Source organism: Alloscardovia sp. HMSC034E08, assembly GCF_001813415.1.
GTDB lineage: Bacteria > Actinomycetota > Actinomycetes > Actinomycetales > Bifidobacteriaceae > Alloscardovia > Alloscardovia omnicolens.
The window spans coordinates 725,501-739,900 of sequence record NZ_KV812468.1; the positions used below are offsets into that span (position 1 = coordinate 725,501).

General features: G+C 47.3%; 8 protein-coding genes. 7 read left to right on the top strand and 1 reads right to left on the bottom strand.

The window, feature by feature from the left end; all coding sequences use genetic code 11:
• Positions 1–258 precede the first annotated feature (258 nt).
• Positions 259–1,632, bottom strand: coding sequence for a DUF349 domain-containing protein (locus HMPREF2909_RS04670; RefSeq protein WP_071415406.1), 1,374 nt, complete (start codon positions 1,630–1,632; stop codon positions 259–261).
• A 69-nt stretch (positions 1,633–1,701) separates the two neighbouring features.
• Between HMPREF2909_RS04670 and hisS the strand changes: the two genes are divergently transcribed.
• The 7 genes from hisS to pflB all read left to right on the top strand — a co-directional run bounded on the left by hisS (position 1,702) and on the right by pflB (position 14,367).
• Positions 1,702–3,105: a histidine--tRNA ligase gene (hisS, locus tag HMPREF2909_RS04675; RefSeq protein ID WP_071415407.1), complete on the top strand. Its 1,404-nt coding sequence runs from the start codon at positions 1,702–1,704 to the stop codon at positions 3,103–3,105.
• 223 nt (positions 3,106–3,328) lie between these two features.
• Entirely contained in the window at positions 3,329–5,125 is a 1,797-nt protein-coding gene (gene aspS / locus HMPREF2909_RS04680) for an aspartate--tRNA ligase (protein ID WP_071415408.1), read from the top strand.
• 150 nt (positions 5,126–5,275) lie between these two features.
• Complete coding sequence (locus tag HMPREF2909_RS04685) at positions 5,276–5,554, top strand: hypothetical protein (protein ID WP_071415409.1); 279 nt, start codon at positions 5,276–5,278, stop codon at positions 5,552–5,554.
• Positions 5,555–5,732: 178 nt separating this feature from the next.
• On the top strand, positions 5,733–8,351 hold the full coding sequence (locus HMPREF2909_RS04690) for a DEAD/DEAH box helicase (protein ID WP_071415410.1): 2,619 nt from the start codon (positions 5,733–5,735) through the stop codon (positions 8,349–8,351).
• 1 nt (position 8,352) lies between these two features.
• Positions 8,353–9,843 (top strand): replication-associated recombination protein A, encoded by a 1,491-nt coding sequence (locus HMPREF2909_RS04695; protein WP_084797260.1) that lies wholly within the window; start codon positions 8,353–8,355, stop codon positions 9,841–9,843.
• A 244-nt stretch (positions 9,844–10,087) separates the two neighbouring features.
• Positions 10,088–11,839 carry an NAD+ synthase gene (locus HMPREF2909_RS04700; RefSeq protein WP_071415411.1) on the top strand — a complete coding sequence of 584 codons (1,752 nt, stop codon included), beginning with the start codon at positions 10,088–10,090 and terminating at the stop codon, positions 11,837–11,839.
• A gap of 170 nt (positions 11,840–12,009) precedes the next feature.
• Positions 12,010–14,367 carry a formate C-acetyltransferase gene (gene pflB, locus HMPREF2909_RS04705; RefSeq protein WP_071415412.1) on the top strand — a complete coding sequence of 786 codons (2,358 nt, stop codon included), beginning with the start codon at positions 12,010–12,012 and terminating at the stop codon, positions 14,365–14,367.
• Positions 14,368–14,400 lie beyond the last annotated feature (33 nt).

Consider the following 14,400-nt stretch of genomic DNA (forward strand, 5'->3'; position numbering starts at 1 on the left):
TGTGCATCAAAACTGGCATAACAGGTGTGTTAATAGGTTAAGCAGAATGTGTGAGAGTAAGAGCACTTCGAATTTACCGTGTTTTGAAGCCTGATTGCGCATAACAGCTACAAGCCACGCACCTGCAACCTCAAAAACCCCGCTATAAAATCCGATGAAACCAGCTAATCAAAGCACAACACCGCTTAGTCCGAAGACCCAATAAAAAAATGAAGGTTCGGATTCAAAACCCAAACCTTCATTAATCAGACCTAAGGCTTACTGTACTGCGTTCAACCACTGAGCCTTAGTATCGCGCTCAGCCTGCAACTGAGAACGCTTAGCATCATCAGTTTCGGCAGCAATACGCTCGTCCAGATCTGCTAATTGAGCTTCCAACTGAGCTGTGAAAGATGACTTACGAGCATGAGCTTCAGGATCGGTACGGTTCCATTCGCTCTCTTCGACGGTCTTAATCTGCTTTTCCACAGCATCCAAACGAGCTTCAATGCGACCCAAATCAGTGCGAGGAACGCGACCAATCGCATCCCATTCGTCTTGAATCTTACCTAATGCTGCACGAGCTGCCTTCGCAGCCTTTAAGTCTGCAACTGGTACAAGAGCTTCAGCCTTGGCAAGCAAAGCTTCCTTAGCAGCCAGATTTTCTTTCTCAGAATCGTTCAAACGGTCGCGATCTGCCTGACGTGCATCAAAGAAAACATCTGCAGCAGCACGGAACTGCTTCCACAAGTTGTCGTCTTCAGTGCGACCCACACGTCCAGCCTTCTTCCAGTCATTCATTAACTGGTTGAATTTGTGAGAAGTTTCACCCCACTCAGTAGAATTTTTCAGCTCTTCTGCCTGCGCAATAATGTTCTGCTTGGCTTCACGAGCAGAATTTCGAGCAGCGTCACGAGCGGCAACCCACTTGCGGTGCTGAATGTTAAAAGTGCTACGTGCCTTGGAGAAACGTCCCCACAATTCATCAGCTACAGACTTTTCAATTCGAGCTGAATGCTTCTGGACATACTGCCACTTGGCGAATAATTCCGAGAACTTCTCACTTGTATTGCGCCAATTGGTCGAATCGCCGAGAGAAGCTGCAAGAGCTTCAGCTTCTTCAACAATAGCGGTACGCTTTTCTACTGAAACTTTCACAGCCTGAGCATGAGCTTGAGCAATCTTCTCCTTTGCTGCTTCGCCCAAAGACTTCAATTCCTCGACGTCAGCGCACAAAGCAGGAATATCGCCCACAACAGCAGGCTGAGTAATCTCTTCAGCTAGAGATTTCAAAGTTTCGTCAATCTCACGAGTCTTAATAGTGTGAGACTCAAAGCGAGCGCGAGCGTGATCAATCTTTGCTTTAAGATCGAGGTAGCGACGTGCATAGAGGGAGAGTGCTTCATCGCTGTTTGCATTGGTGTACTGGCCAATTTCGCGTTCAGTATTGTTCTCGGAAACAAAAACAGTGCCGTCCTCAGCGACGCGACCAAAAGTCTTTGCTTTTTCTAATTCTGCTTCACCATACACAGTTGCGCTGTGCGTCGTCGCGGACGCCGCAGGAGCTACAGGCTTAGCCTTAGCAGCGAAATCTGCTGGTGTTGCAGGGGTTGCGGATGCGTTTTCGGATGTGGTGGATGCGTCTTGAGACATATGCACTCCTCTTCAGTAAGCAGGGGGAAAATCTAATATTTTCCGTGACCTAACCTATTATAAGGAGTTATGGCTAAAGGTGCATCATTATCAGGTTTTCCAGAGTGGCTTCCACAAGAACGTGTTGTAGAACAGCAGGTTATGGACACTCTTCGTTCGATATTTGAGCTTCACGGTTTCTTGGGGATTGAAACTCGTGCCGTGGAAAAAGGCTCAAGTTTGTTGAAAAAAGGCGAAACAAGTAAGGAAATTTACTTGTTGTCACGTTTGCAAGATCTCGGCAACGAGAATGACGAGCCTGTTGAGGAACGTCTCGGTTTGCATTTCGATTTAACTGTTCCTCTGTCTCGATATGTGGTTGAAAATTCGGGAGCAATCGCTTTTCCTTTCAAGCGCTGGCAGATTCAGAAGGTGTGGCGTGGTGAACGTCCTCAAGAAGGTCGTTTCCGTGAGTTTGTTCAGGCAGATATCGACGTGGTGGGTAATGGCGATTTGCCAAGCCACTATGAGGTGGATGTTCCACTGATTATGGTGGAAGCTCTTGAACAGTTGCGTGCTTATGGTTTGCCAAAGGCAACGGTTCATGCGAATAATCGTAAGCTGTCTGAAGGCTTCTACCGCGGTGTTGGTTTAACCGATATTGAAGGCGTATTGCGCGAAATTGATAAGCTCGACAAGATTGGTGCCGATGAAGTATCGCGTCTGCTACAAGAAGAGTGTGGAGCATCAGCAGACCAAGCTGCCGCATGCTTGCAGTTGGCTGAACTGAGCGCTGCCAATGGTAGCGAGTTGCGTGAAAAGTTTGATGCTTTGTGCGAAGCTCAAGGTGTAGATAAAGATGGAGAGGCATACGCTTTGGCTCTCGATGGTCTGAATACTCTGGGCATGATTGTTGATGAAGCAGCCGCTATCCGTCCTGGTGCAGTTATTGCTGATTTGAAGATTGCCCGCGGTTTGGATTATTACACTGGCTCTGTATATGAAACCTTCTTAGAGGGCGTGTCTTCCTTAGGTTCTGTCTGCTCGGGTGGTCGTTACGATAATTTGGCTACGCAGGGTAAGAAGACTTATCCAGGTGTGGGTTTGTCTATTGGTTTGTCACGTTTAGTTTCACACATGTTGGGGTCTGCTCAGGCTAGTGCATCTCGTATTTCTCCAGCAGCCGTCTTGGTAGCCGTATGGGATGAAGAACATCGTGCACAGTCAAACGCTATTGCCCGCGCTTTGCGTTCTCGCGGTATTGCAACCGATGTAGCTCCAACCGCTGCAAAACTTGGTAAGCAGATTAAGTACGCCGATAAGTTGGGTATTCCGTATGTATGGATTCCTTCGACGCTTGACGATAATGGCGAGAATACTGCTGAAGAAGTTAAAAATATTATTACTGGTGAGCAGATTCCTGCTGATGCGTCTGTGTGGGCGCCGCAAGAGGAGTTTGCTAAGCGTCATGTTGAGGTGAAGAACGCTGACTAAAAGCGCATACCGAAACAGCTGATACAAACTGATATAAACAGGGGAGTGCAGGCATACAGATATGGTGTGTCTGCACTTAATCTTCTGCAAGTCCATAGCCGTCTGCTGTTTTGCTCGGTTTGAAGCTATATATAGCTCGTAGATGGTCTGTGTGATTTGGCTTCTTGTAGAGCGGTTTTGATATTCTTACCCCTGAAAATTACTAGCATAAATGAGGAAAAAAGTGTCTCAGACAGCGTATAGAACACATCATGCTCATGATGTAACTGAAGAACTTATTGGCTCCACCGTTACCATTTCTGGTTGGGTTGATCGTCGTCGTGATCACGGCGGTGTAGCTTTTATTGATTTGCGCGATGCCTCTGGTTTAGTGCAGGTTGTGATCAATGACGAAGATATGGCACGCCCATTGCGTAGCGAATTCGTTGTTTCTGTTACTGGTGTTGTGCGTTTGCGTCCAGAAGGTAACGAAAACGATCACTTATCCACAGGTAAGGTAGAAATTGTTGCTGACACTATCGATATTCTTGCTAAGTCTGCAGCACTTCCTTTCCAGGTGTCTACTTCTTTGGAAAATGAGTCTGAAACGCAGCTTCCTAGTGATGAAGTGCGTTTGAAGTATCGCTATTTGGATTTACGTCGTCCTCAGATGCATAACAATCTTCTGATGCGTTCTGCTATGTCTAAGGCTGCTCGCGCTGTTTTGGATGAGATGGGCTTTACTGAGGTGGAAACTCCAACCTTTATTAAGTCCACTCCAGAAGGTGCTCGAGACTTCCTCGTGCCTTCGCGCTTGAATCCAGGCTCATGGTACGCTTTGCCACAGTCTCCACAATTGCTTAAGCAGCTACTTATGGTCTCTGGTATTGAGCGTTACTACCAGTTGGCTCGTTGCTATCGCGATGAAGACTTCCGTGCAGACCGTCAGCCTGAATTCACTCAGCTCGATATGGAAATGGCTTTCGTTGGTCAAGAAGACGTGATTGCTATGGCTGAGCGTGTGTTAAAGGATGTGTGGGCTGCGGCAGGTCACGATATTCAGATTCCATTCAACCGTATTAGCTACAAAGATGCGATGGATAAGTACGGTTCCGATAAGCCAGACTTACGTTTCGGCAATGAGATTGTGGAACTGACTGACTACTTTAAGAACACTCCATTCCGCGTATTCCAAGCAGACTATGTGGGTGCAGTAGTATATTCCGGTGCTGCTGATTTGCCTCGCCGACAGTTTGATGGCTGGCAAGAATGGGCTCGTCAGCGTGGTGCTAAGGGCTTAGCTTATGTTCAGTTTGGTGTTGACGGCGAACTGAAGGGTCCTGTGGCAAAGAACCTGTCTGATGAAGAGCGTGCAGGATTGAAGGCAGCTACTGGTGCACAAGACGGTGACGCTGTATTCTTCGCCGCAGGTGCTCGTGAAGCATCTCAGACTCTTCTCGGTGCTGCTCGCGTTGAGATTGCTAAACGCGAAGGTATTTTGAAGAAGGATGAGTTCGCTTTTACGTGGGTTGTGGACTTCCCATTGTTCAAGCCAGTAGATGCCGATGATGACGATGTGGCAGTTGGTCATTCCAAGTGGACATCGGTACATCACCCATTTACCATGCCAAGTGCAGATTGGTTGGATACTTTCGATAAGGATCCAGGTAACGCTATGTCTGATTCTTACGACATTGTGTGCAATGGTAATGAAATTGGTGGCGGCTCTGTTCGTATTCATCGCGATGATATTCAAGACCGTGTGCTTAACGTTTTGGGTATTAGCGAAGAAGAAGCGAACGACAAGTTTGGCTTCCTGCTCGAAGCATTCAAGTATGGTGCTCCACCACACGCAGGTATTGCTTTCGGTTGGGATCGTTGCGCATCTATTTTGGCTGGCGAAGATTCTATTCGCGACGTTATTGCTTTCCCTAAGGCAGGTGGCGGTACCGATCCATTAACTGGTGCTCCAGCTCCTATCTCTGAGGAACAGCGCGCTGAAACAGGCGTAGATTACAATCCTGATGAGGACGAAGAATAAAACATAAACTCTTATTCTTAGACGAATTTATGTGTGTACATACTGCACTGCAGTATGTACACACATGTTTGTTTTGAGTACTCTTAAAGAATTAATTGATTTTCTATCGCCCGGAAATCTCGTCTATCTGGAGCCTCAAAGGAGAGGAAAATGGAAAAGATTAATTCTCTGATTATTTTTACTGTTTTATGGACAGTAGTAACAGCCGCGTTATTTTTCGGTCCTCTGATGTTTTTCGATGTGAAAAATACTGTTATGCGCATCGTGATTAATATTGGACTTGTATGTTCATCTGTGTGGGGATTATGGTTATCGCGCAGTCTGCGCAGTAAAGATTACCTCTTGCTGTCACGAATAATCTACGGTATTAATGTGCTTTTGCTTATTGCTTTGGCTAATACTTGGATTCATCGCATCTTCATGGCATAGTACTGCAGACTCACTATGGAGCATGGAATGCACGGCGCGTTCATAAAATATGAACAACACCATGCATCATACATATGCTTGTTCTAGAACAGCTGCGCTACAATCATGGGGGGGGGAGAGAACATAACTCGATGGCGTGCTGCGCACATGCAGAGCGCATAAGGATGAAAGAAATCTCATGACTGTAGACGAATTGCTCAGCACAACTGAATGGACGCAACGTCCCGCAAGTTTAGGCTATGCGGCACAGATAGTGCAGGAGCAGATAGACAACGGTAGCGATATTGATGCTTCTGTTCTCTACGATATTTTCGTCTTATGGGCGCGCAACGCTCGTGGGGTGGATTTATGGTCTCATCAAGAAGAATCCTTACTGGTGATCTTGTCGGGTCATCATGCCATCGTCAACACGCCCACAGGCTCAGGTAAATCTTTAATTGCGTTAGGAATGCATTTTGTGGCTTTAGCGCAGCAGAAGCGTTCCTACTATACGGCTCCTTTGAAAGCCCTCGTATCGGAGAAATTCTTTGAGCTCGTATCTGTTTTTGGCGCACACAATGTAGGCATGATTACTGGGGATTCTCAAATAAATTCTCAAGCTCTGGTTGTGTGTTGTACTGCTGAAATTCTCGCCAACCAAGCTTTACGTGAGGGCGAGCGTGCAGATGTGAGTTGCGTAGCAGTGGATGAATTCCATTTTTATGCTGATCCTCACCGCGGCTGGGCGTGGCAAGTTCCGCTCATTACTTTGCCTCACACACAATTTGTGCTTATGAGCGCCACTTTAGGCGATACCGACAAGATTGCGCAGTCTTTGGAGGAGACGAGCGGTCGAGAAGTTAGCATTATTTCAAGTGTTGAGCGTCCCGTTCCTTTACAGTATGGATATGTTCTCGACGATGTGCACAGTGTGATTAGCACACAGATTCAGCAAGGTCATGGTCCGGTTTATGTGGTGCATTTTGCTCAAGAAGCTGCTGTGGAAACCGCTCAACAGTTAGCTAATCTGGGCGTTTCGACACGTGAACAGCGCGATAAAATCAAAGAAGCTTTACGAGATACGCGCTTTACTACTGTTTTTGGGAAAACTTTGAAGCGTTTACTGCTTACTGGTGTTGGTGTTCATCATGCAGGCATGTTACCGCGTTACCGTCGTTTAGTAGAAAACCTTGCTCAAGATGGTTTACTTCCTGTTATCTGCGGTACTGATACGTTGGGCGTAGGTATTAATGTGCCTATTCATACCGTTGTATTTACTATGTTGACCAAATATGACGGTTTTAAGCAGCGTCGTTTGCGGACGCGTGAATTCCATCAGATTGCTGGTCGAGCTGGACGAAGCGGTTTTGATTCTGAAGGATTAGTTATTGCTCTTGCTCCTGAACATGAGATTGAAAATGCGAAGGCTCTAGCTAAGGCGGGTAATGATCCTAAGAAGCTTAAAAAAGTCAAGAAGAAAAAGGCTCCTGAGGGTTTCGTGAATTGGACGGAAGCAACCTTTACGAAGCTTATTGAATCGCAGCCTGAAGTTCTTGTACCGCATATGCAGATTACTCATTCCATGGTGCTTAATGTTATTTCTCATGGAGGAGATGCGTGGGCGCGAGTGGTGAATCTTATTAAAAAATCTCAGGTGGGAGCTGAGGAGCAGAATAAACTGCGTGAACGTGCTGCCGAGATTTTCCGCACTCTCTTTGACTCTCATATTGTGGAGAAATGGGAGTTAGATGATGGGTCTATGGATTATACGTTAACGATTGATATGCCAGAAGATTTGGCATTGGATCAGCCGTTATCTCCGTTCCTTATTGCTGCTTTAGAGTTACTTGACCCTGAGTCTGATTCATATGCGCTTGACGTTGTCTCTGCTGTAGAGGCGACTTTGGAGAACCCGTTTGCTGTGTTACGTGTGCAAGAACGTAGAGCACGTGACGAGGCTATACGAGTTATGAAAGATGAAGGCTTAGAGTATGACGAGCGTATGGATCGTTTGCAGGAGATTACGTATCCGCAACCATTAAAAGATCTGCTTGTTCCTGCTTTCTTGCGGTATTGCACAGATGTTCCGTGGGCAGCTGATTATTCTTTGCAGTGTAAATCGGTTGTGCGCAATATGTTAGAGACAGCTAGCTCATTTAGTGAGTACACATCGTCGATGGGCTTAGCGCGCAGTGAAGGAACTTTGTTGCGCTATCTGTCTGACGCTTATCGAGCATTAAGCCGTACCGTTCCGCGCGATAAAAGAGACGAACAGTTAGATACTATTATTGACTGGTTGGATGTGGTTATTCGCAGTGTTGATTCGTCTTTGGTGGATGAATGGGAAGCTGCTGCAGGATTAACTCAAGAAAAGAACGAAGACACGCAGACGACTCCACCAGTTATAGATGTTATTGCCGCGCATAAGAAAGGCTTGACTACTCTTGTGCGTAACGCTTTATTTAAGCGAGTGCAGTATATAGATCTCGATGATGCGTCCGCTCTGGGGGAATTAGATAGTGCTTGGGGAATGCCTGTGCATGAATGGGAAGATGCTTTAGATGATTTCTATGATGAGCATGATGGCTTGCTGACTACTGCTGATGCACGTTCATCAAAGTTCTTTATGATTGATGATAAACAGGAAAAAACACATCATCGATGGCATGTGCGTCAGATTCTGTGCGACATCGAGGGCGACTATGATTGGGCGATAGACGGTATTGTTGACCTTGATTCCACACGTGAACAAGGAGACGTGGTCTTCGAAAGCTACGATGTGAATGTGATTGAAGATTTACCTGCGTGGGGAGACTAATATGGATGATTTATTTTCAGCAGCATCAGCTGATGAGACTCTTGTGCGCCCCCTCGCCGTGCGCATGCGCCCCACAATTCTCGACGACGTTATTGGACAAGATCATGTTCTCGGTGCCGGATCTCCACTACGCCGCGTGGCAGCGCCAGTCACACAATCGAGAACAGCTCCCACCTCCATTATTCTGTTCGGACCTCCCGGAGTAGGCAAAACCACATTAGCCTACATTGTGGCGCAACAATCAGGTCGAGCTTTCGAAGAACTCTCAGCAGTCACTTCCGGAGTCAAAGATATTAGGGAAGTGCTTAAGCGCGCGCATGAACGCCTGGTTACCACACATCAAGAAACCGTTCTATTCATCGACGAGGTTCATCGCTTCTCTAAATCGCAGCAGGATGCTCTCTTACCGAGCGTCGAGAATCGTGACATCACTTTCATCGCTGCAACCACAGAAAATCCAAGCTTTTCTATTATCTCTCCGCTCATCTCGCGGTCAGTAGTCGTCAAACTCAACGCGCTCACAGAAAACGACATCAAAAACGTTATACAGCGTGCTATCGAAGCGCCTGATGGTCTTAATAACGAAATACGAGTAACCGAACAAGCTATTGCAGATATCGCACGTCTGGCAGGCGGAGACGCGCGCAAATCTCTTACTATCCTAGAAGCAGCAGCCGGTTCAGTAGCCATAGAGCGGCAACGCGAAAAAGGAGAGCGTCGCCCAGTAGTCGATCCGCAGGTTATTAGCTCCGTGCTCGATGTAGCACAATTGCGCTACGACAAAACAGGAGACAATCACTACGATGTAGCCAGCGCTTTCATTAAATCCATGCGCGGATCCGACCCTGATGCAGCATTGCATTATCTGGCACGCATGCTTACCGCTGGAGAAGACCCACGTTTCATTGCTCGACGCATTATGATCGCTGCCGCAGAAGAAGTGGGAATGGCTGCACCTCAAATATTGCAAGTAACCGTAGCAGCCGCTCAAGCAGTAGCTCTTGTCGGCATGCCTGAAGCACGAATTATTTTGGGCGAAGCAGTTCTCGCTGTAGCAACAGCTCCCAAATCGAATGCTAGTTACAATGCCATCAACGCCGCACTCGCTGACGTGAAAGCAGGACGCATCGGCGAAGTGCCTCTACATTTACGTAACGCACCAACCAAGCTTATGGAAGAATTTGGCAATCACAAAGGCTATATTTATGCGCATGATGTGCCAGGAGCAGTCGCCACTCAAGAATACTTACCAGAAGAATTACGTGGACGAGAATATTACCATCCCACAGACCGCGGGTATGAACGTGAAGTAGGCTCCCGTATGGAACGTATTCGCGCTATATTGCACGGAAACAAGAGCAGTCATGCGCACAGTGGTGATGGGAACAGTAGCAATACTTCGAGTAAGAGAAGCGACGCGCATAATGGTGACGGACACAGCGCTAATACTCAAGCGCGCAATAGTAGTGATGTGAAGAGCGTAGATAAATAGTCTCGTCAGAGTCAGTCAGCGCGAACCGAGCACAAGGACAAAGAAACTACAGTGGACGAAAAAACCGTATCGGAGACCAATCAGAGTAATAACAAGAGTACAAACAATCAAGCTGAAACAAACAAGTAGCTCTCTTACAGCTCTTAGCGGACTTTTAGAGCTCTCTTAGTGGTATCTTAAATCGTAAACCGACGTAATAAAATCAAACCTACACAACCACCCAACTCAGGCAGGAAGAAGAACAATGACACAAACAGTACAATTACCTATTGCCATGGCACAAATCAATACAAGCGTAGGCGATATACAGTCAAACTGCGAGAAAATTATGCACGGTGCTCAGCGTGCATATGAACAGGGAGCGCGTGTTGTTGTATTCCCAGAGATGACGATTACTGGTTACCCTATTGAAGATCTCGCTTTACGTGCCACATTCCGCCGAGCATCAGACAATGCAGTAAACGCGCTCGCTAAGCGTTTAGAGGAGAGCGGTTATGGCGACCTATACGTGGTTATAGGAACGGTGGGAAGCGTTCACAAGGAAGAGCGAGGTGCTTACAAGTTGGTGGACACAAGCGCGTCTCCGACAGGCGAGCCTAGGACAAGTGAGCATACGACAATCGCGCGCCCAACAGGCGCATCTCCAACAGGCGAACACCCAACTAACAGCCTGCTCGTTCTTCACAAGGGGCGCATTGCCTACTCTTACGATAAACAGTTCCTGCCAAATTACGGAGTTTTCGACGAATTCCGTATTTTCACACCAGGACACAATAATCTCGTCATCGATATCGATGGATACCGCGCGGGCTTCGCAATCTGTGAGGATATTTGGCAAGACAACGGTCCCGCATCGCAATTAAAGGATGCTCGCCTTGATGTGCTCATCACCATTAATGGCTCACCATTCGAAGAAAATAAAGATCACACACGCTATGACTTGTGTGTTCAGCGCGCTCGCGAGGTGCATGCACCGGTTATGTACGTCAATCAAGTGGGTGGGCAAGATGACTTGGTTTTTGATGGTGGAAGTTTTGTTGTCAACGAGTCTGGGGAAGTTTTAGCTCGTCTGCAGCAATTCGATGAGGATTTTGCTGTGTGGACTCTGCGCGCTGATGGTTCAAGCAGTTGCGATAGCATGGCAGAACAGATGGACTCTGACGAGAAAATGTATCGTGCTTGTGTGTTGGGTTTGCGTGACTATATGTGCAAAACAGGTTTTAGCGGGGTAGTGCTCGGTTTGTCGGGCGGTATTGACTCCGCCTTAGTGGCTGCTATGGCGGCAGATGCTTGCGGTGGCGAAAACGTATGGGGTATTTCTATGCCAAGTATGTATTCGTCGGATGGTTCCAAAGATGATGCTGCGGTGTTAGCCGAAAATATTGGTGCGCACTATGAAACTCAGCCGATTGAGCCATTGTTCGATGCTTATCAACAGCAACTTCATTTGGACGGTGTTGCCCAAGAGAACCTGCAAGCTAGGCTGCGTGGTGTTATTGTGATGGCGTATTCGAATGCGCATGGGCTGCTGGCACTGGCCACGGGAAATAAGTCGGAGTGCGCGTGTGGATATTCGACTATTTATGGTGACGCAGTGGGGGGATATGCGCCGATTAAGGATGTGTTGAAGACGCGCGTATGGCAGCTGTCGCGTTGGCGTAATGCATGGGCGCTGCAGCATGGTGAAGTGCCACCAATTCCAGAAAATTCTATTATTAAGCCTCCAAGTGCGGAGCTACGCCCAGGTCAGAAAGATTCAGATTCGCTACCAGAATATGAGCTTCTTGATGCCGTGCTCGAAGCCTATATCGAGAAAGCTCATGGTCGTGCAGACTTACTTGCCGATGGTTTTGATGAAAAAACTGTTGATACAGTCATGCGTTTGGTAGACCGTGCAGAATGGAAACGACGTCAATATCCTCTCGGTCCAAAAGTTACGGCTTTAGCTTTCGGTCGCGACCGTCGTCTGCCTGTTACCAGCGCTTTCCGCGAATAAAATACGTATATTCGCTGTTAGTACCGTTACTATATTTTCTTTCGCGTGACTATGCAAATGTGAGCAAGATCACGCGAAAATGGTATTTTTTTCTGATTACGCAGTCTAAAATGGATAGTGTTCGGCGTTGAACATATACATCGCCGTAGATGCGACCACAAGGAGAAATAATGGCAGCTGTAGAAGCTAATGCTATTTCCGTTGAAGAACTCCAGGCACAAGCTTGGGAAGGCTTTGTAGACGGTAATTGGAAGTCCGACATCGATGTACGCGACTTCATTCAGAAGAACTATACCCCATATGAAGGTGACGAATCCTTCCTTGCAGATGCAACTGATAAGACTAAGCATTTGTGGAAGAAGCTCGACGACGAGTACCTCGCAGTAGAACGTAAGCAGCGTGTATACGATGTAGACACTCACACGCCAGCAGATATCGACGCATTCCCAGCAGGATACATCGATGATCAAGACGATGTTGTTGTTGGTCTTCAGACAGACGTTCCATGTAAGCGTGCCATGATGCCTAACGGCGGTTGGCGCATGGTTGAGCAGGCTATTAAGGAAGCTGGTAAGGAACCAGATCCAGAAATCAAGAAGATCTTCACTAAGTACCGCAAGACACACAACGATGGCGTATTCGGCGTATACACACCTCGTATTAAGCGCGCACGTCACGCAAAGATTCTCACAGGTTTGCCAGATGCATACGGTCGCGGTCGTATTATCGGTGACTACCGTCGTGTAGCATTGTACGGTGTAAACACTTTGATTGAGTTCAAGAAGCGTGACAAGGATTCGGTTCCTTACCGCAACGACTTCACTGAAACCGAAATTGAGCACTGGATTCGCTTCCGCGAAGAGCACGATGAGCAAATTAAGGCTTTGAAGAAGCTCATTGTTCTTGGTAACGAATATGGTTTGGACTTGGGTCGTCCAGCTATGAACGCTAAGGAAGCAGTACAGTGGACCTACATGGGCTACTTGGCATCTATTAAGAGTCAGGATGGTGCAGCAATGTCCATCGGTCGTTTGTCCGGCTTCTTCGATGCATACTTCGAGCGTGATTTCAAGCGCGGTATCCTTACCGAAACCGAAGCTCAGGAAATCATCGATAACATCGTTATGAAGCTTCGTATCGTACGCTTCTTGCGTACTAAGGATTACGACAATATCTTCTCCGGCGATCCGTACTGGGCAACATGGTCAGATGCAGGTTTCGGCGATGATGGTCGTACTTTGGTAACCAAGACCTCTTTCCGTCTGCTCAATACTTTGACTTTGGAGCACCTCGGACCTGGTCCAGAACCAAACATCACTATTTTCTGGGATCCAAAGCTTCCAGAAGGCTACAAGCGTTTCTGTGCTCGTATCTCCATCGACACCTCCGCAATCCAGTACGAATCCGATAAGGATATTCGTTCTCACTGGGGCGACGATGCAGCAATCGCATGCTGCGTATCCCCAATGCGTGTAGGTAAGCAGATGCAGTTCTTCGCAGCTCGCGTAAATACTGCAAAGGCATTCCTTTATGCTTTGAACGATGGTCGCGACGAGATGACCGGTATGCGCGTTATCGACTCCGGTGTTATCGAGCCAGTCAAGTTCAATGAAGATGGTTCCCTCAACTTCGAGTCCGTTCGTGCAAACTACGAGAAGGCTCTCGAATGGTTGTCTGAAACTTATGTTGAAGCTTTGAACATCATTCACTACATGCACGATAAGTATGCATACGAGTCCATCGAAATGGCTCTGCACGACAAGGAGGTGTACCGTACCCTCGGCTGCGGTATGTCCGGTTTGTCTATTGCAGCCGACTCCTTGGCAGCAGTGAAGTACGCAAAGGTCTTCCCAATCTACAACAAGGATGCTCAGGGCACTCCAGAATATGTAGAAGGCGCTCCAGACGATCTTATCGTGAACTTCCGTACTGAAGGTGAATTCCCAGTATACGGTAACGATGATGATCGTGCAGATGACTTGGCAAAGTGGGTTGTATCCACTGTTATGGGTCAGGTTCGTCGCCTACCTGTATACCGTGGTGCAGTTCCAACCCAGTCCATTCTGACCATCACCTCTAATGTGGAATATGGTAAGAACACTGGTTCCTTCCCATCTGGTCATAAGAAGGGCACCCCATTCTCCCCAGGTGCAAACCCAGAGAATGGTATGGATTCCCATGGTATGTTGCCTTCCATGTTCTCTGTTGGAAAGATTGACTACGATGATGCTCTTGATGGTATCTCTCTGACCAATACCATCACTCCTGATGGTTTGGGTCGTGATGAGGACGAGCGTATCGGCAACCTTGTAGGCATTCTCGACGCAGGTAATGGTCATGGTTTGTATCATGCAAACATCAATGTTCTGCGTAAGGAACAGCTCGAAGATGCAGTAGAGAATCCAGATAAGTACCCACATTTGACTGTGCGTGTATCTGGTTATGCTGTAAACTTCGTGAAGCTCACTAAGGAACAGCAGCTCGATGTTATTTCTCGTACCTTCCACGCAGGCGCCGTGTCTGACTAAAAAATAAGAAAATATGCAAGGGCGGGGTGTTTC